The following is an 18203-nucleotide window of genomic DNA, read 5'->3' as shown; positions in this document are numbered from 1 at the left end:
CTCCGCTCAGATCTCGGCGACCTCGGCCACGCGGGACAGCTCCCGGCGCAGCTCGAGCATGGACGTGTAGGTGCAGAAGACGCGCATCGGCCGGTCCCCGGCCCCGGCGACGAAGCGCCGCAGGGCGTCGCCGAGGCCCGGGACCACCTCGCGCACCGTGACCTCGTCGTAGTCCAGGCGCAGGGCCATGTCCCACGCCCGGGTGCCGGAGACCACGTCCACGCCGCCGGAGCGCAGGGAGTGGAAGTCCACGTCCCACAGCCAGGAGACGTCGCGGCCGTCGGCGTACTCGTCGTTGATGGCGATCATCGTGGCGTAGTCGCCCGGCCGCGCCGAGGCCAGCGAGAGGCGGAACCCGGCAGGGTTCTTCACGAGCAGCAGCTGCAGCGGCCGGCCGTCCACGGTGATGGTCTCCCCGCGGCCGAAGGCGGGGGTGACTCGGGAGAGCTCGTCCACCAGCGCGGCGCGGTCCGCGTCGGGACCGGCCACGGCGAGCGCCAGCGCGAGCGCGGCCGCCGCGTTGTACATGTTGTAGACGCCGTAGAGCTCCACGGTGGTCTCGACGGCCTCCCCGCCCACCGTGAGCCGGACCCGGTTCGCCTCGAAGGACGTCAGCTCCACGTCGGCGGCCGGCCGGGGCGCCAGCTCCGCCTCGTGGTCGGCCTCGGCGTCGGGTCCGCCGGCCGAGCGCATGTCGTCGTCGGAGGGGAACATGGGCCGCAGCGGGGCGGACAGCCCGAACCAGCGGGTCTGCGTGCCCGCGGGGACGTGCTCGGCGAGGGACACGATCCGGGGGTCCTCCCGGTTGAGGACCACGGTGCCCGTGGTGGCCGCGGCGATCTGGGCGAGCATCCGCCGGGTGGTGTCGATCTCGCCGAAGCGGTCGAGCTGGTCGCGCATGACGTTGAGCAGCAGCGCGTGGCGGGGCTTGACCTGCTTGACGAAGTGCACGGCGTGCGCCTCGTCGAGCTCGAGCACGGCGACGTCCGCGTCGAGGCGGCCCGTGAGGCTCATCTCCCCGAGCAGGGCGGCGGCCACGCCGCGCACGAAGTTGGAGCCGGTGCGGTTGGTGAAGACCTTGTAGCCCTGCGAGCGCAGCAGCTGGACGGCCATCTTGGTGGTGGTCGTCTTGCCGTTGGTGCCGCTGATGAGCACCACGCCGTGCGGCAGCTTCGCGAGCTCCTCGGCCACGAACCCGGGGTGCAGCCGCTCCATGACGAGGCCGGGGAAGGCGGAGCCTCCGCCGCGCAGGGTGGTCAGGTACCGGATGCCTTGGCCGAGCAGGCGCACGTGGGGTCTGGACATGCGCTCCATCCTATGGTCTGCGCCCCGGCGGCGGCGGGCACCCGGGTGCCCCTGGGGCGGTCGGTCTGCGCGTCCCTCCAGGCCGCAGGGGGGACGGGCGACGACGACGCACGACATGGTGTCGCCGCGGGGTGCTGTGGACGGGCGGCGCACCGGCCGTAGGGTCGGACCATGAACGCCGCCGGCCCCGCCGTCCCTCCGTCCGTTCCGCCTCGCCGGATGCCGCCCTGGTGGGTGGTCCTGGCGTGTCTCGGCGGTCTCCTGGTGCTGGGCGGGGCGCTGCTGGTGCTGCTCCACCCGGCGGAGGCGTCGTTCGGGTGGTTCGCGGAAGCCCCGCCGGGCGACGCGGCGTTCCCGGCCATGACCCTGGTGACCCCGGAGGCCACGGCGGGGTGGGCCGGTGTGCTGGTCGGGCTCGTCCTGTGGGCCTTCTGCGCCGGCTGGCTCCTGGGCCGGCGCGCCTCGCGGCGGTGACCGGAGGGTCGAGGTCCTCGGCCGCGCCGTGCCCTCAGGTCAGGCCCGGTCCACGAGGTCCTCGACGGCGGCCGCCTCAAGCAGGGCGGCCCGGCTGCTCCGGTCCCTGCGGCGGAGGGTCCAGCGGTGCGTCGACGGCGTGGAGCTCGTTGCTGAGGCCGGTGCCGTCGAGGCCGTCCAGCGGGGTGATGTCCACGACGATGCCCGTCTGCACGTCGAGGTGCACGCAGTAGACCGTGGCGAGGTCGCCGCTGGTGAGGGACGGGTCCTCGCGGCCGTACTCGTGGATCCGGCTGGCGGCACTGTCCAGCAGCGGGCAGCACCCGCACCGCGGGGTGTAGCCGTTCTCCCGGTCCTCGCCGGCACCGAGCCGCGGCCGGCAGGCGGCCGACCAGGTGAGGCGGCCCCGCAGTGTCGTGGCGACGACCTCGCTGACGTCCACTCCCCGGCTCAGCTCGGCCGGGTCGAGCATGGCCGTCCACCGGTAGTCCTGCCACATCGGATCACCGTGGTCGAAGTGCCAGTCCTCCGGGCGCCGGGCGACCAGACCGTCCGGGCGCAGCACCACCTCCGACTCCGGCGACGGCGGTGACGGAACGGCGCCCGCCGCGTCGTCGTCGTCGTCGCAGGTCACCAGGCTCACCGCCGCACCGTAGGGAGGCCCTTCGGCGACCTCGACGCCCCCGGAGGTGCGGACGACCACACGGCCGAGCCGCCGGTCGAGCCAGGCCTCGACCGGTTCGCCGTCCGGAGTGCTCCCGGCGTCCCGCTGCCGCCGGTGGGTGAAGTGCACGGTGGTGAACCGCCACGGCGAGCTGCGCGCCAGTGCGCGGAAGTCGTCGGCCGTGGGGACCTCGGGCAGGGAGTCACCGCTCATGCGACCGAGTAGAGCACATCCCGGTACTGTCGGACCATGACCGGGCAGGAGCTGTTCCCCATCGTCAACTGTGCGGATCTGGTCGGCACCGGGGCCTTCTACGAAGAGGTGTTCCACGCCGTGCAGACGTACCGGTTCCCCGGGACGGGAGAGCCGGTCTTCCTCGTCCTGCGCGTAGGAGACGGTCAGCTGGGCCTGGGCGTCGGCACCACGGCGGCGCTGTACGGCGACACCCCGCTGCCCGCGACCGGCCACGCGGTGGACCTGTGCGTCTACGTCGAGGACCTTCCGGCCGTCCTCGCCGCCGCCCGCCGGGCCGGTGCGGCCGTGCCTGTCGATGCGGAGGCCATGCCGTGGGGCGAGACCGTCGCCTACGTCCGTGATCCCGAGGGCACGATGCTGCTGGTCGTCCAGTCCGGTGCGGGCTGAGGGGCCCCGGTCTTCTGCCCACGGGCCGGCCCCGGGTCCGGAGAACACCACCGACGAGCCGGCAGAGGAGGCAACGCCAGTGGATCGCGACGTCGACCCGGTTCCCCCGGAGGGGTCGGGTCCTCCCCCGCACGCGCGCGCGGCGCCTTCCTCGAGGGCCCCTGCCGCGCCCCGCCCCGCTGCCGGAGCCGACGCGCAGCGGCGGGAGGTCCAGGCCGCCCTGGGCCGGCGGACCGCTCCGCTGTGGCCGGCCCACACGGCAGTGCGGCCGACGACGACGGCGCCGACCCGGCGAGACTGGCAACAGGTGCTCCGTCGGGCCGGACTGGAGCTCCAGCACCACGCGCTGGTGCTGCGCCGGATCACCACCGCCTACGTCGTGGCCGTGGCCGGGCCGCACTTCGAGGCCGGGTGGACCGTCGCCGACGTCCTGCACGCCCTGGACTGGACCCCGCAGGGCGTGCGCTACACCCACGACTCGGTGACCGGGATCGAGAACCCAGGCGCCTGGTTCGCCGCCCGCCTGCGCCCCTGGACCCACCAGGACGGCACCCCGATGCGCTCTCCGGACCAGCGCGCCGCGGCGGAGGCCGAGCAGCGGCGGGCCGAGGCGGTGGCGGCCGCCCGACGCCACGCCTCCCCTCGGACCCGGCAGCAGACCGCCGGGACGGATACCGGGGCCGCGGAGCCGGCCGTCGGGCCGCCGGGGACGACGGACCCGGATCGGCGGCCCTTCCGGGTGCGCTGGGCCGCCCAGATCGCCGCCGGCCGGGCGGAGGCGAGCCGGGGGGCCGGTCGTCCGTGAGCCGGGGGCGCGGCTGCCGCGCCCCCGGGGCGGGGTCCTACCGGACGGGCGGCCCCGTCTCCTCGGAGGCCGCCGGGGCGGTCCGGGCGACGGCGGCGTGGGCCGCGGCGATCTCGTGCACCCGGTCCCGGCACCGGTACCAGCCGAGGACCAGCAGCGGCACGAGCAGCAGCAGGGAGGCGACGGTCCAGGTCCCGATCGGGGAGTCGAAGGCCATCAGCACGACGACGGTCACGAGGAACGCCAGGGTCAGCCAGCCGGTGAAGGGCGCGCCGGGGAGCCGGAAGCCGGGGCGCTCGGCCCTGCCCTGCCGGGACCAGGAGACGAGCCGGAGGTGGCAGAGCATGATCATCGCCCAGGCGCTGATGATGCCGACCGAGGCGAGGTTCAGCACGATCTCGAAGGCCTGGGCCGGCACGAGGGCGTTGAGCACCACGCCCAGCACGGCCACCGCCGCCGTCAGCACGATGCCGCCGTACGGGACGCCGGCCCGGTTCATCCGGCCCGCGAAGCGGGGGGCCGATCCGGCCAGGGACATCGAGCGGAGGATCCGGCCCGTGGAGTAGTGCCCGGCGTTGAGCGAGGACAGGGCCGCGGTGAGCACCACGAGGTTCATCACGGTGTCCATGCCGGCCACGCCGATGGAGCCGAAGAACGTCACGAACGGGCTCTCCCCGGCCTGGTAGGCGGTGTAGGGCAGGAGCAGGGACAGCAGGGTCAGCGACCCGACGTAGAAGACCGCGATGCGCACGATCACCGTGTTCACGGCGCGCGGCATGACCTTCTCGGGGTGCTCCGTCTCACCGGCCGCGGTGCCGATCAGCTCGATGGACGCGTAGGCGAAGACCACGCCCTGGATCACGACGACCGCCGGCAGCAGTCCGTTGGGCAGGAGCCCGCCGTTCTGGCCGATGAGGGACAGGCCCACCTCCTGGCCGTCGGCCGGGGTGCCGAAGAGCACGAGCCAGATCCCGACCACCAGGAAGGCGGAGAGCGCGGCCACCTTGATGAGGGCGAACCAGAACTCGAGCTCGCCGAAGACCTTGACCGAGACGAGGTTCAGCCCGAGGACGAGCAGCAGGGCGGCCAGGGCGTACTGCCACTGGGGGACGTCCCCGATGGGAGCCCAGTACCGGGCGAAGAACTTCATGTACAGCGCCACGGCGGTGATGTCCACGATCGCGGTCATGGCCCAGTTGAGCCAGTACAGCCAGCCGGTGAAGAAGGCCGCCTTCTCGCCGTAGAACTCCCGGGCGTAGGAGACGAAGGAGCCTGAGGACGGGCGGCGCACGACGAGCTCGCCCAGGGCGCGCAGGATGAGGAACGCGAAGAAGCCGCAGACCGCGTAGACGAGCACGAGGGCGGGCCCGGCGCTGGCCAGCCGCCCGCCGGCGCCCATGAACAGGCCGGTGCCGATGGCGCCGCCGATCGCGATCATCTGGATCTGCCGGGGCTTGAGCCCCTTGTGGTAGCCCTCGTCCTCCGCGTGGAGCATGTCGAGGGCGGCGGTCGGTGGCTGGGCCGGGGTGGCGTGGCGCCGGTCCGGGTGGTGGACGGACACAGGGGGCATGGCTCGGTCTCCTGGGTGGTGGCGGGAGTGCTCGTGGACGGGTCAGACGGTGAGGTTGGCGAGGCGCTCCGGGCGCAGGATGCGGCCCAGCTCCTCGGCGGTCAGCAGACCGCGCTCGCGCACCAGCTCCGCGACGCCGGCGCCCGTGGCCAGGGCCTCCTGGGCGATCGCGGTGGCCGTGGCGTAGCCCAGGTGGGGGTTCAGTGCGGTCACCAGGCCGATGGAGTGCTCCACCGACGCGCGCAGGTGCTCCTCGTTGGCGGTAATGCCGCGCACGCAGCGCTCCGTGAGCGTGGTGCAGGCCGCCCGGAGGTGGGCGACGCTCTTGTGCAGGCTGTGGACGATGATCGGCTCGAAGGCGTTGAGCTGCAGCTGTCCGCTCTCGGCGGCCATGGTGATCGTGACGTCGTTGCCGATGACCTCGTAGGCGACCTGGCTGACGACCTCGGGGATCACCGGGTTGATCTTGCCCGGCATGATCGAGGAGCCGGACTGCACGGCGGGCAGGGTGATCTCGCCCAGCCCGGCCCGGGGCCCGGAGGAGAGCAGCCGCAGGTCGTTGCAGATCTTGGACAGCTTCACCGCCACCCGCTTGAGCACCCCGGACAGGTGCACGAAGGACCCGACGTCCTGGGTGGCCTCCACGAGGTCGACGGCGGTGACCAGCGGCAGGCCGGTGACGGCGGCCAGGTGGCGGCAGGCCGCGGCGGCGTAGCCGTCCGGGGCGTTGAGCCCGGTGCCGATCGCCGTCGCCCCGAGGTTGATCTCGTGGACCAGCAGGCTCGCCTCGGCGAGGCGCTGGCGGTCCTCCCGGATCATCACGGCGTAGGTGCCGAACTCCTGGCCCAGGGTCATGGGCACGGCGTCCTGCAGCTGGGTGCGGCCCATCTTCACGACGGTGCGGAACTCGCGGGCCTTCGCCGCGAAGGCGTCCTCCAGCACCTCCAGGGCCGCCAGCAGCTCCTGCACGCCGGTGATCGTGGCGATCTTCACGGCTGTGGGGTAGGCGTCGTTGGTGGACTGCGACAGGTTGACGTGGTCGTTGGGGTGCAGCCGGGAGTACTCCCCCTTGCCGGCGCCCAGCAGCTCGAGGGCCCGGTTGGCGATCACCTCGTTGGCGTTCATGTTGGAGGAGGTGCCGGCGCCTCCCTGGATCACGTCCACGCGGAACTGCTCGTGGAGGCGCCCGTCCAGGATCTCCAGGCAGGCCCCCACGACGGCGTCGGCGCGGGCGGTGTCGAGCAGCCCGAGCTCGTGGTTGGCGCGGGCGGCGGCGAGCTTGACGGCCGCCAGGCCCCGCACCAGGTGGGCGTGGCCGCCCAGGGGAAGGCCGGTGATGGGGAAGTTCTCCACGGCGCGCAGGGTCTGCACGCCCCAGTAGGCGTCGGCGGGGACCTGGCGGTCGCCGAGCAGGTCGTGCTCGGTGCGGAAGGCGGGAGCGGTCATGGTTCTCTCGGTTCTCTCGGGTGTCACGGGGTGGTGGACGGCAGCGGGACGGTGGGTCAGCGGGTCGGTGGTTCAGCGGGACGAGGGGCGGTCTCTCTCGGAGCGGAGGGACAGCGGGCAGCGGCTCAGCGGGCAGTGGCGAGGGCGACGGCGTGCAGCGACCCCACGGTGCGGCCCCCGCCGAGCACGGGGACCCGGCCCAGGCCGGCGAGCGCTGCGGGATCCACCCCGAGCCGCTGCAGGGCCTGCACGGTCACCGGCATCCGGGCGCGGTCGGCGCTGTCGGCGATCTTCACGGCCAGACCGCGCCCGTCCGGCAGGCCCACGAGCTGAAGGCCCTCGAAGCCGTCCTTGGCCAGCAGACCGGGGACCCTGCGCATGAGCTCCGTGACGTCACGGCCCTCGCCGGCCACCTGCTCGGGGTGTCCGGTCATGGCGGACGCGACCCAGGCCTCGGGCGTGCCCGGGGCGGCGGAGGCCAGCCGGGCGAAGGCGGTGGCCATGCCCCGGAGGGTGACGGCGTGCAGGGGGGTGCCGCAGCCGTCGGTGCTGCCGGGCCCCAGCGGTTCGCCGGTCAGCTCCGCCACGACCTCGGCGATCAGCAGCTGCAGCGGGTGGCCGGGGTCGGTGTAGCCGGCCACGGGCCAGCCGTTGACCCGGCAGGTGGCGACCATGGCGGCGTGCTTGCCGGAGCAGTTCTGGGCCAGGCGGGTGGGCCCTTCGCCGGCGCGCAGGGCGGCGGCCCGTTCGGCGGGTCCGTACGGCAGGTCGGGCACGTTCTCCAGGGAGGTCTCGTCCGCGCCGTGGCCGGCGAGGATGCGGCGCGCGCCGTCCCGGTGCCGGGGCGCCCCGGAGTGGCTGGCCGCGGCCAGGGCCAGCAGGGGCCCGGGCAGCTCGAGGCCGGCGCGGAGCATGGCCACCGCCTGCAGCGGCTTGAGGGAGGAGCGGGGGTAGAAGAGGGCCAGGGGGTCTCCGGCCTCGAGCAGGATCCGCCCGGCGGCGTCCGTGGCCACGAGCGAGCCGTGGTGGACGCTCTCGACGACGCCGTCGCGGACCTGTTCGGCGACGGGCACGTGCTGCGGGCGGGCGGTGGACAGGGGTGCCCCGAGGGCTGCGGTGGTCATGCTGGGTCCTTGCTGGAGGTGATTGGTGCGAGCGGGGGCGCGCGCCGGAGGGAGGCGCCGGAGGGCGCCCCGCACGGAACGGAGGGCAGGGTCGAGGGCAGGACCACGGGCGAGCAGAGCGAGGACCGCGGCTGCTCGAGCGGAGTCCGGAGAGGCTGGAACAGTGGCCGGGACGGCCGGCGGGCTACTCGCCGGTGATGGCGCCGAGGGCGCCGCGCACTGCCGCGAGGTGGTCCTGCATGGCGGCTTCCGCCTCGTCGGCCGCGCCGTCGCGGATCGCGTGGAAGATGCGCAGGTGCTCCTCGTCCGAGCGCTTCTGGCGGGCCGCCACCACGTTGAGGGTCTCGGACTGGTGGAAGAGCGCCTCGCGGATGTCGGCGATGACCTTCTCGAACACCCGGTTGTGGCTGATCCGGGCGACGGCGGCGTGGAAGCTGGTGTCCAGCTCGACCCAGGCCTGGGGGTCGTCCTCGGCCGCCATCGCCGCCACGACGTCCTGCAGGAAGCGCACGTCCTCCTCGGTGCGGCGGCGCGCGGCGAGACCGGCCGCGGGGACCTCGATGTGCGGCCGGGCCTCGTGCAGGTCCCGAGCCGAGTACGCGCCCAGGGCCAGGTCCTCGGCCACCCGCTGGGAGACGACGAACGTCCCCTTGCCGGTGCGGCTGACGGTCAGGCCCAGTGCCGCGCAGGAGCGCAGCGCCTCGCGGATCACGGACCGGCTCACGCCGTACCCCTGGGCCAGCGCGGCCTCCGAGGGAAGCTTCTCCCCCACGGCGAGGCGCCCCTCCTGGACCTGCGCGAGCAGGTCCTTGAAGACGGCCTCCGCCGCGCTGAAGCGCTCCACTGGCTGTCCGGCTGTCCGGCTGTCTGACAGGTTCATGTGGTCCAGCATGATACGGGTCACACCGGACTGTCAAGGGGTCACGAGCCGGTTTCCTGCACGACTCGTGCAGGTTCCCGCCAGGTCCGCCTGCTGTGCTGGAGCCGGCATCCCCACACCCCGAGCGGAAGCAGGTGCATCATCGTCGGCAGGACCGCCGTGACCGGCGTCGTCGGAACAGCCGTGGCCCCCGAGGCGACCGCCACCCGGGCCCGTGCGCTCGCCGCACGACCGCACGCGTGAGGACCGCCGGCACCGCGCACCGGGACCGGAGCCGACCCCTGCGCTCGCTCCTGGCCCTGCTTCTCGTGCTCGGGATGCTGGCGGGAGCGCTGGTGCTCCTCGGACCCGGCCTGCTCAGCGGCCTGCGCGGCGGCGACGGCGGGCTGACCTGGGGTGCCGAGTGCGTCGTCGAGACCGCGGACGGAGAGGTCGGGCTCGACCGCGAGGAGGCGAAGCGGGCCACGACCGCGGTGGCGCTCGCCGCCCGCGGGGTGGAGGCCCCGGACACCTCCGGCCTCGACGCGGCGGTGCTGCGGCGCCTGGCCGACGGGCCGCCCGAGGACGCCGGTGCGAGCCTGAGCTGCCGAGGCTCAGCGGCCGACGACCTGCCGCAGCAGCAGCTGACCGCAACCGGCCTGACCCCGCGCGCCGAGCGGGTGCGCGCAGCGATGACCGAGGTGTTCGGAGAGCAGAGTCTGGGCGGGTTCGACCCCGGCGGCGTCGGCCAGGGCCACGGCGAGGAGTCGACGCACTACGACGGCCGCGCCGTCGACGTCTTCTTCCGCCCGGTGACCGAGGAGAACCGGCGCGAGGGGTGGCTGCTGGCCCACTGGCTGGTCGCGCACGCCGAGGACCTGGACGTCCAGTACGTCATCTTCGACGACCGCTTCTGGAGCGCTCACAGCTCGCGGGGGCGGTGGCGGGACTACGACGCGCCCGAGCCCGGCAACGAGATCCTGCGCCACCTCGACCACGTGCACGTGGACGTGCTGCGCGGCGATCCGGAGTGAGGAGCCGGTCGCGGCGCCGGGCCCCGGAACCGGCCTCCGCGTCACGACCGATGACGACGGGAGGGGTGTGCACGGGCGACGCCCGGTCCTAGGGTGAGGAGCGGACCGGGCGGCTCCGGACAGGTCGGACCGCAGCGCCCGGGGACAACGGGCCCGAAGCCCGTCGCTGGAACGCGGTCCGCCGCACCCGTCGAGGAAAGGACCCGCCATGAGCGCCACCGATGACCTCCTGCACCACGCCGAGGCCTACGCCGCCACCTTCACCAAGGGCGACCTGCCCATGCCCCCGGCCCTGCCGGTAGCGGTGGTGGCCTGCATGGACGCCCGGCTCAACCCCTACGGACTGCTGGGGCTGAGCGAGGGCGACGCCCACGTCATCCGCAACGCGGGCGGGGTGATCACCGACGACGAGATCCGGTCCCTGGTCATCAGCCAGCGCCTGCTGGGCACCCGGGAGATCATCCTCATCCACCACACCGACTGCGGCATGCTCACCTTCACCGACGACGCCTTCACGGCACAGATCGAGGCCGACACCGGGATGCGCCCGCCCTGGTCGCCGGAGTCCTTCACCGATCCCGACGACGACGTCCGCCGGTCCATGGCGCGGATCACCGAGAACCCCTTCATCCCGCACCGGGACAGCGTGCGGGGCTTCGTCTACGACGTCACCGACGGCTCCCTCCGCGAGATCCGCTGACTCCCGCGCCGTCCTCCCGCCCCGGGGGCCCGCCACCCGGTGCGGGCGGAGGGGCCCTGTTCGGGGTCCGGCGATCAGTGGGCGACCGTGAAGCGGCGGCGGGAGATCGCCGGGCCGGAGCGCGACACGCGGGAGCGGCCGGTCTCGCAGAAGTCGCTGCCCTGGGCTCCGCGACGCGGCCGGCCCGGGCCGGCGCGGTTCCTTTCCGTCTCCGGGAACGGTCGATCGAGCACAGGGACACGTGTTGTGGGCTATGAATGGAAGGACCATGGACGGACCCCCAGGAGGACACGGTGACGAAGCACGACGACTCCCAGCCCATCACCTCTGTGATCAACACGGGTGAGTTGATGCGGCAGCTGGCGCAGAAGGAGGCCGACCACCGACGCCGGGTCCAGTCCTGGACCGCCGACGGGGTCGAGGAGCTGAGGGACACGGCGGAGCTGCTCGACATCGCCCTGCACCACAGCGACGTCGACGTGGCGGCTGCCGCTGTCGGCAGTGACCACCTGAGCGCCGCCGACCGTCGCCACGCGGCCGAGAACGCCGCCGACCCGCACGTGCGTGCTGCCGCGCGGGCGGAGGCGTCCCGCCGCGGCGAGGACGGGGACGGGCACGGCTGACGACCCGCCACTGGACGCACGACGGACCTCGGAGGCACTGCCCCTCTTGTGCCCGGGCGGCTCCGGCGGGTTGAGTGGGGTCATGGGGAAAGTGATCTACTCCGTCGCCTCCTCGTTGGACGGCTACAACTCGGACGAGCAGGGCAGCTTCTCCTGGGCCGTGCCCGACGAGGCCGTCGTCGCCGCCCTGACCACGGACCTGGCACCGGTCAGCACCTACCTCTACGGGCGGCGCATGTACGAGACCATGGCCGTCTGGGAGACCGATCCGTCCGCGGCCACATGGTCCCCGGAGTCCGCGCGCTTCGCGGAGACCTGGAAGCGCGCCGAGAAGATCGTCTTCTCCTCCTCCCTCGGCCGGACCTGGACCGACCGCACCCGGCTTGAGCGGGAGTTCACCGCCGAGGCCGTCGAGCGCGCGAGGTCCGAGGCGTCCGGGGACCTCACGATCGAGGGCCCGACCCTGGCCGGCAGCGCCCTGCGGCTGGGGCTGGTCGACGTGGTCGAGCTCCTGCTGTGCCCGGTCACGGTGGGCGGCGGCACCCCGGTCTTCCCCGACGGGCTGTCCCTGGAGCTGCGCCTCCTCCGGGAGCGCCGCTTCGACAACGGCATGGTCCAGGTCGGCTACGAGGTCCGCCACCCCCGGTCCCGCGGATAGCAGCGGCGTGGACGGGACGAGACTTCAGCAGATCGCCATGGAGGCGGCCGCCGGACTGCCGGCCGTGACGCACACCTGCCCCTTCGGCCCGGACCACGAGGTGTTCAAGGTCGTGGGCAAGATCTTCCTGATGACCACGGAAGCACCCGGGGAGCCGATCGTGACGCTCAAGTGCGAGCCCCCGCACGCGATGGCGCTGCGCCAGGAGTTCCCCACGATCACCCCCGGCTACCACATGAACAAGCAGCACTGGATCTCTCTCGCCGCCGGCCCGGGGATCACCCCGGAGCTCGTCGGGGAACTGGTGCTGAACGCCTACGAGCTCGTCGTCGAAGGACTTCCCCGGGCCAGGCGCCCGGTGCTGCGCCACACGCGCACCGGAGCACAGCCCTGAGCGGGCGTCCTGCCGTCCGCGTCCGGCGTCGGGGCGCGATGCGAGCACGGGGTCCGTCCGAGCGGTGACGGAGTCAGTGCTCGGACGGTGGTCCCGGGCGGCTCCGTCGAGCGGCGTCGCGCAGCGCCGTCAGGGTCGTGTGGATCAGCCGCGCCCGGGTGGGGTGGGTGCGGGTGTGGGCGACGATGCGCCGGTGGACGGCCGGGTCGACCAGCGGCCTCGAGGTGAGAGTCGCCGGCAGCCCGGTGAGCGCGATCCGGGGCAGCACCGTGATCCCCAGCCCGGCCGCGGCCAGGCTGGTGGCCGCGTGGTGGTCGTCGAGACGGGCGACGTAGTGCGGGGTGTAGCCGGCGGCGTGACAGGCGCGGGTGATGATGCGCCCGGTGGGGCCGTCGTGGATGTCGTGGTCGATCCAGGACTCGTCGCGCAGCTGGGCCATCGTCACCGCGGGGCGTGCGGCCAGCGGGTGGTCGACCGGCAGCACCACGCAGAAGTCCTCCTCGTGCAGGGCATGGCGCTGGTATCCCTCCAGGTGGACGAGGGGCCCGTCGAGGGACTCGTTGCGCACGTCGACGTCGGGGGCACGGCGGCCTCCGGTGGGGTGCAGCTCGTTGATGCTGATCTCCACCACCACGTCCGGGGACCGGGCACGCAGGGCGAGCACCACCCCGGGCATCCAGGCCTGGGCCAGGGACGCGAAGCAGGCGACGGCGATCTGCTCGGCCCGGCCCTGCCGCAGATCCTCCACGGTGCGCTCGAGACGTTCCAGGCTGCTGAGGGTGTCCGCGCTGGCCTCGCACAGGTGCCGGGCGGCGGGGGTGGCCTCGATGCCCCGGCCGCTCTTCTCGAACAGCACCAGCCCGGTCTGCCGGGCCAGGGCGCGGAGGTGCTGGCTGACGGTGGCCGGGGCCAGGTGGAGGTTCCGGGCGGCGGCGTGGATCGAGCCGGCGGCGATGACCGCGCGCAGGATGGTGAGCCGGTGCGGATCGAGCATGCCCCGATCGTACGCCTTCACCTGCCAATGCCACGGAAATCATTGCTGGTGCTGAAGGGTGACGCGGTGGCACGGTAGGGGTCACCGACCACTGACCGACAAGGAGCTGCCGTGGACACCTCGAGCTATCTGGCCCTGCTGGGCGTGGCCGTGGTCCTGGCCCTCACGCCTGGACCCGACACCGTCCTGACCCTGGGCTACGCCCTGCGGCAGCGCCGGGCCGGGATGCTGGCCGCCGCCGGGTCCGCGGTGGGGGTCTTCGCCTGGGCGGGGCTGGTCGCGGTGGGCGTGGCCGCCTTCCTGGACAGCTCCCCGGCCGCCTTCCAGGCTCTGCGGATCCTCGGGGGCGCCTACCTGTTCTACCTGGGCTACCGGGCGATCACCGCCCACGCTCCCGCCCCGGCCACCGCCGTGCCGATGACCGTCGGCGTGGCACGGGCCGCGGGGTCGACCGTCACCGCCGCCCCGGCTCGCCCGCAGCCCTCCGGGCCGAGGGCGCGATCGGCGTTCGCCGCAGGGCTGGTGTGCTGCCTGACCAATCCGAAGACCGGGCTGTTCTTCCTGGCCCTGCTGCCCCAGTTCACCCCGCCCGGGGCCGGGGCGCTGTTCGTCGTGGTGGTGATGGGCGGGACGGTGGCGGCCACCATCGGGGTCTACCTTCTCCTCGTGGCCCTGGCCGCCCACACCGCCGGCACCTGGCTCAACCGTCCCACCGTGGCCCGCAGGATCGAGCTCACCTCCGGGGCGGTCTTCGTGGCGCTGGGACTGATGACCACCGTCCCGGTGCTCGCCACCTGGATCTGAGCGGACTCCCCCGCGCGACCGGCCGGAACGACCGGGGTGGAGGCCCGGGCCACATCGGCGGAACCGGTCCGTGCCGACCACCGGCACCGCCGCGCCGTCACGCTGGTGCCTCACGGCACGGGGAGGTTGACCTGCCGACCGGCCGACCGGATCATCGGCTGTGAACGGGGTACCGGACGCCCCATGGCGCTGCCCGTTCCGCACCTCCCGTCGGCCCCGGGGCACCAGAGAGGCATCCCATGGACGTGATCGACCTGGCCCACATCACCTCGGCGACCACCGCGCTCGTCGGGGGCAAGGCCGTCGGTCTCGGAGCCCTCCTGTCCGCCGGCGAGCGCGTGCCGGACGGGTTCTGCCTGACCACCGCGGCCTACCGCGCGGGCGCCGTCCCCGCGCGGGCCGTCCTGACGGCCTACGAGCACCTCGGCGGTGGTCCCGTCGCCGTCCGCTCCAGCGCCACGGCCGAGGACCTGCCGGACGCCAGCTTCGCCGGCCAGCAGGACACCGTCCTCGACGTCGAGGGCGGGGACGCACTGCTCGAGGCCATCCGGCAGTGCTGGGACTCCGTGCACAGCGAGCGCGCCGTCGCCTACCGGGCCGGTCAGGGGCTGGAGACCGGCGACCTCGCGATGGCCGTCGTCGTGCAGCGCATGATCACCCCGACGGCCGCCGGGGTGATGTTCACGGCCAACCCCCTGACCGGCACCCGCACGGAGACCGTCATCGACGCGGTCCCGGGGCCGGGCACCGGAGTCGTGGACGGCACCATGGACACCGACCACTACGTCCTGCCCGGGCACGGCCCGCTCCCCGGGCCACAGGAGCACGGCTGCCTCTCCCCCGACCAGCTCCGCGAGCTCCAGGCGACCGGGCAGCGGGTCCAGCGCGCCCTCGGCAGCCCGCAGGACATCGAGTTCGCCTACGACGCCGAGGACACGCTCTGGCTGCTCCAGTCCCGGCCCATCACCACGCTCTTCCCGCTGCCGGCCGGGACCGACCCGGTGCAGGGCGACCCGCGGGTCTACATGGAGGTCGGCCACATGCAGGGCCTGCGGCGCCCGGTCACCCCCATGGGCGTGTCCGTGCTGCGGGAGACGACCCGCCGCTGGCTGCAGATCATCGGCGTCGACGACGCCGTGGTCGATCCGTTCCTCGTCGAGATCGGCGGCCGGCTGTTCATGGACCTCACCGGCCTCGTCCGCAGCCCGCGCCTGCACTCCCGCGTCCCCGAGATGGTGCAGGTCTACGGTCCGGCCGTGGCGCGGGGCGTGCGGCGCGTCCTGGCCGACCCCCGCTACGCGCCCCGTCCCGCCCGTCCCGGTCAGCGCGCGTTCTCCGCCGGTGCGACCGCGCGGCTGCTCCTGGCCACCGTGCCCGCCTCGCTGCTGGGCGCGCTGCGGGCCCTGGCACGGCCCGCCGCCGCCCGCGAGCGCGCGTTCCACGAACTCGAACAGGTCCGCCGGCAGCCCCGGACCGAGCCGGCGGACACGGCGGACCGGATCCGTTCCGCCGCCGGTCTGCAGGACGCGACGATGACCGGGCCGATGATGCGCTCCCTGCCGCCCCTGTGGGCAGCGCTCATCGCCCAGGGGGTGGCCGGCTGGCTGCTGGACGGCATCCTGCAGCCCGGCGAGCTGAACGCGACCCTGCGCGGGATGCCCCACAACGTCACCACCCAGATGGACCTGAAGCTCTGGTCGGTGGCCGAGGCCGCCCGCCCGCACCGCGATCTGCTGGTCAGCACCGCCCCGGAGGAGCTCGCCGCGCGCTTCTCGCGCGGCGAGCTGCCCGAGTTCGGCCTGACGGCCTTCCTGGCGGAGTACGGGATCCGCGGCAGCGCCGAGATCGACGTCGGCTCCCCCCGGTGGGCCGACGACCCCACCCCGGTGTTCGCCGCCCTGGCCGGGTACCTGCAGGTGACCGGACCGGACCAGGCCCCGCCGGCCCGGTTCGCCCGCGCCGCCGTCGAGGCCGAGGCCGCCCTGGCAGACCTCGTCGCACGCGCCAGGCGCACCCGGCCGCTGCGTGCCCACCTCGCCGGATCCATGCTGCGCCGCAGTCGGGAGCTGGCCGGCCTGCGCGAACTGCCCAAGTTCCTCTGGCTGACCCCGCTCGCCGAGGTGCGCCGGCAGCTGCTCACCGCGGGGGCCGAGCTCACCGGGCGCGGCCTGCTGGAGCAGCCGGAGGACATCATGTTCCTGACCCTGGACGAGGCCCTCGACGCCTCGCGCGGCGCGGACCTGCGCGCGGTGGTGACCGGCCGGCGCAGGGAGCACCACCGCGAGGCGCGACGGCGGCAGGTCCCCGGCCTGCTGCTGTCCGACGGCACGAACCCCCAGGCCCTGCCCGACGACACCGCGGCCGAGCACGGGCCCGACGTGCTGGTCGGCCAGCCGGCGGCCACCGGGATCGTGACCGGGCCGGTGCGGATCGTCCACCACCCGTCCGAGGCGAGGCTGCAGCCCGGTGACATCCTCGTCGCCCCGACCACCGACCCGGGCTGGACCCCGCTGTTCCTGACCCTCGGCGGACTCATCACGGAGACCGGCTCCACGATCGCCCACGGCCCGACCGTGGCCCGCGAGTACGGCATCCCCGCCGTCATCTGCGTGCCCGACGCCACCACCCTGCTGACCGAGGGCCAGATCGTCACCATCGACGGCGCCACCGGGCTGATCCGGATGCACGACATGGCAGGCGGTGCGCAGCCCCTGGACGGCCCGGACGCTCGAGCACATCGGGCCGGGCGACCGGGCCCGGCCGCACTGGGAGAATAGGCGCATGTCAGGACGGTTCGCATGGGTGCCCGACCTCGAGCCGGGCGAGTGGCTTCGTCCGATGGAAGCTGAGCCTCCGGGCAGCATCCTGTCGGTGGTTCCGCGTGGCTTCGAGGCGTACGCGCGCGTGTTCCACCCTGTCGACCGCGACCGGCCGCGGCAGACGAAGACCTGCCAGGGCCTCGACGAGATGTCGCACTTCGAAGGTGTCGACGACATCGAGGCCTCGCTCGAGACGGAACGCACCACGTGGGCGCAGGCCGCGGAATCGTTCGGCACGACCATGCACGCCGAGGCTCAGTACGCACGGCTCGTGCGGCGTGACCATGGCGACGCCGACGGCGCGATCGCCGCGCACGGCTGGCGCTACAGCGATACGTCCGAGGGCTGTCTCGACGCCGCATCGCTGGCTGCGGTATCCGCGGTGCTGGCCCGTCACACCACGACTCCGGACACCGGCATCGCCGCGATCTGGGAGGGCTGGGGCGGTCTCGTGACTTCGGCGGGGGTTGCGCGCTTCGTGCTCGAGTCCAGCGCGAGTCATCCCGCCCGAGACGACAACGACGCTGGGCGCGTCGTCGTCCCGTCGCTGCGCGAGCGATTCGCCGTGACTGCGCGGCGGGGGATCGCCGGGGCGCAACGGGGGCTGAACGCCCGTCACGGGCTCGCCCACCGTGAGCCGGGGCCGGGCTCGGGGCTGCTCCCCCGAGAGATCGCGGCCGGGCCGCGGTTCGAGCTGCACGGAGGCACCGGGCGCCGCTACGTCCTGTTCGAAGCGGGTGCCCACGACTTCGCGGATGCCGCGTGGCCCGCCCGCGCGCCCTGGGTCGACGAGGTCATCTGGGCCCAGTCGCCCAGCTTCCTGTGGCCGGACGACCACGCATGGGTCCTCGCCACCGAGATCGACTTCGACTCCACGCTCGTGGGCGGGACCAGGGCGCTGGTGCACGAGCTCGTGCGGACCCCGGGTCTCGAGGTGCTGCGCCTTCGCACCGACGCCGACCTCACCGAGGACGGCGACGCACTCAATCGCCCCGAGTGACGTCGTCGCGCCGTGTCCGGCCTGGTGCGAAGGATCCGCGCTCATTCAGCAGCAACGCCCCTCCTGCCACGGGTAGGAACAACAGCGCCGGCAACCACTCGGTGACTGCGAAAATCCCCAGCGCGAGAAGGAGGACGCTCATGGCTGCAACCCGGATCTTGTGGTGCATGACATCTCTTCCGTTGAGTCCGCGCAGACTACCACCAGCGCCCAGAGGCACTTCTGGTGCCGATGAGGGCCAACACGCATGGACTGGATGTGGCCCGGAAAACCGGCTACTCCTCGATA

The 18203-nt window shown here is 73.7% G+C and carries 19 protein-coding genes; 11 read left to right on the top strand and 8 right to left on the bottom strand.

The window, feature by feature from the left end:
* Positions 1-6: 6 nt before the first annotated feature.
* A complete protein-coding gene (locus tag AC6CH6_RS04675; protein ID WP_498254225.1) occupies positions 7-1314 on the bottom strand; it encodes a DUF1727 domain-containing protein in 1308 nt (435 codons plus the stop codon).
* A 162-nt stretch (positions 1315-1476) separates the two neighbouring features.
* On the opposite strand from AC6CH6_RS04675, the gene AC6CH6_RS04670 reads away from it, so the two are divergent.
* Positions 1477-1779 (top strand): hypothetical protein, encoded by a 303-nt coding sequence (locus AC6CH6_RS04670; protein WP_498254224.1) that lies wholly within the window; start codon positions 1477-1479, stop codon positions 1777-1779.
* Between the two features lie 76 nt (positions 1780-1855).
* Here AC6CH6_RS04670 and AC6CH6_RS04665 read toward each other — a convergent pair whose 3' ends face one another.
* Positions 1856-2656, bottom strand: a complete 801-nt coding sequence (locus AC6CH6_RS04665) for a hypothetical protein (RefSeq protein WP_498254223.1) — start codon at positions 2654-2656, stop codon at positions 1856-1858.
* A 36-nt stretch (positions 2657-2692) separates the two neighbouring features.
* Here AC6CH6_RS04665 and AC6CH6_RS04660 point away from each other — a divergent pair, with 36 nt between their 5' ends.
* Both AC6CH6_RS04660 and AC6CH6_RS04655 read left to right on the top strand, forming a co-directional pair.
* A complete protein-coding gene (locus tag AC6CH6_RS04660) occupies positions 2693-3085 on the top strand; it encodes a VOC family protein (protein ID WP_498254222.1) in 393 nt (130 codons plus the stop codon).
* A gap of 307 nt (positions 3086-3392) precedes the next feature.
* On the top strand, positions 3393-3890 hold the full coding sequence (locus tag AC6CH6_RS04655) for a hypothetical protein (protein WP_498254221.1): 498 nt from the start codon (positions 3393-3395) through the stop codon (positions 3888-3890).
* Between the two features lie 37 nt (positions 3891-3927).
* On the opposite strand, the gene AC6CH6_RS04650 is transcribed toward AC6CH6_RS04655, so the two are convergent.
* The 4 genes from AC6CH6_RS04650 to AC6CH6_RS04635 all read right to left on the bottom strand — a co-directional run bounded on the left by AC6CH6_RS04650 (position 3928) and on the right by AC6CH6_RS04635 (position 8910).
* Positions 3928-5460 (bottom strand): amino acid permease, encoded by a 1533-nt coding sequence (locus AC6CH6_RS04650; RefSeq protein WP_498254220.1) that lies wholly within the window; start codon positions 5458-5460, stop codon positions 3928-3930.
* 42 nt (positions 5461-5502) lie between these two features.
* Entirely contained in the window at positions 5503-6906 is a 1404-nt protein-coding gene (locus AC6CH6_RS04645) for an aspartate ammonia-lyase (RefSeq protein WP_498254219.1), read from the bottom strand.
* A 125-nt stretch (positions 6907-7031) separates the two neighbouring features.
* Positions 7032-8030 (bottom strand): asparaginase, encoded by a 999-nt coding sequence (locus AC6CH6_RS04640; protein WP_498254218.1) that lies wholly within the window; start codon positions 8028-8030, stop codon positions 7032-7034.
* A 184-nt stretch (positions 8031-8214) separates the two neighbouring features.
* Positions 8215-8910, bottom strand: coding sequence for a FadR/GntR family transcriptional regulator (locus tag AC6CH6_RS04635; RefSeq protein WP_498254217.1), 696 nt, complete (start codon positions 8908-8910; stop codon positions 8215-8217).
* Positions 8911-9149: 239 nt separating this feature from the next.
* Here AC6CH6_RS04635 and AC6CH6_RS04630 point away from each other — a divergent pair, with 239 nt between their 5' ends.
* The 5 genes from AC6CH6_RS04630 (at position 9150) to AC6CH6_RS04610 (ending at position 12298) form a co-directional block, all read left to right on the top strand.
* On the top strand, positions 9150-9923 hold the full coding sequence (locus tag AC6CH6_RS04630; protein WP_498254216.1) for a VldE C-terminal domain-containing protein: 774 nt from the start codon (positions 9150-9152) through the stop codon (positions 9921-9923).
* A gap of 208 nt (positions 9924-10131) precedes the next feature.
* Positions 10132-10623, top strand: coding sequence for a beta-class carbonic anhydrase (locus AC6CH6_RS04625; protein ID WP_498254215.1), 492 nt, complete (start codon positions 10132-10134; stop codon positions 10621-10623).
* A 293-nt stretch (positions 10624-10916) separates the two neighbouring features.
* Complete coding sequence (locus tag AC6CH6_RS04620) at positions 10917-11246, top strand: hypothetical protein (RefSeq protein WP_498254214.1); 330 nt, start codon at positions 10917-10919, stop codon at positions 11244-11246.
* Positions 11247-11328: 82 nt separating this feature from the next.
* Positions 11329-11904: a dihydrofolate reductase family protein gene (locus AC6CH6_RS04615; protein WP_498254213.1), complete on the top strand. Its 576-nt coding sequence runs from the start codon at positions 11329-11331 to the stop codon at positions 11902-11904.
* Between the two features lie 7 nt (positions 11905-11911).
* Complete coding sequence (locus AC6CH6_RS04610) at positions 11912-12298, top strand: MmcQ/YjbR family DNA-binding protein (RefSeq protein ID WP_498254212.1); 387 nt, start codon at positions 11912-11914, stop codon at positions 12296-12298.
* Between the two features lie 73 nt (positions 12299-12371).
* On the opposite strand, the gene AC6CH6_RS04605 is transcribed toward AC6CH6_RS04610, so the two are convergent.
* Positions 12372-13292 (bottom strand): LysR family transcriptional regulator, encoded by a 921-nt coding sequence (locus AC6CH6_RS04605; RefSeq protein WP_498254211.1) that lies wholly within the window; start codon positions 13290-13292, stop codon positions 12372-12374.
* A gap of 111 nt (positions 13293-13403) precedes the next feature.
* Between AC6CH6_RS04605 and AC6CH6_RS04600 the strand changes: the two genes are divergently transcribed.
* The 3 genes from AC6CH6_RS04600 to AC6CH6_RS04590 all read left to right on the top strand — a co-directional run bounded on the left by AC6CH6_RS04600 (position 13404) and on the right by AC6CH6_RS04590 (position 17915).
* Positions 13404-14096 (top strand): LysE family translocator, encoded by a 693-nt coding sequence (locus tag AC6CH6_RS04600; RefSeq protein WP_498254210.1) that lies wholly within the window; start codon positions 13404-13406, stop codon positions 14094-14096.
* A 239-nt stretch (positions 14097-14335) separates the two neighbouring features.
* Positions 14336-16873, top strand: coding sequence for a PEP/pyruvate-binding domain-containing protein (locus AC6CH6_RS04595; protein ID WP_498254209.1), 2538 nt, complete (start codon positions 14336-14338; stop codon positions 16871-16873).
* Between the two features lie 4 nt (positions 16874-16877).
* Positions 16878-17915: a hypothetical protein gene (locus AC6CH6_RS04590; RefSeq protein ID WP_498254208.1), complete on the top strand. Its 1038-nt coding sequence runs from the start codon at positions 16878-16880 to the stop codon at positions 17913-17915.
* Here AC6CH6_RS04590 and AC6CH6_RS04585 read toward each other — a convergent pair.
* Positions 17899-18084, bottom strand: a complete 186-nt coding sequence (locus AC6CH6_RS04585; RefSeq protein ID WP_498254207.1) for a hypothetical protein — start codon at positions 18082-18084, stop codon at positions 17899-17901. The genes AC6CH6_RS04590 and AC6CH6_RS04585 overlap by 17 nt on opposite strands.
* Positions 18085-18203: the final 119 nt, after the last annotated feature.

It is taken from the genome of Kocuria sp. GQ42 (assembly GCF_059758435.1).
This window is presented reverse-complemented; position numbering and strand designations above follow the sequence as displayed.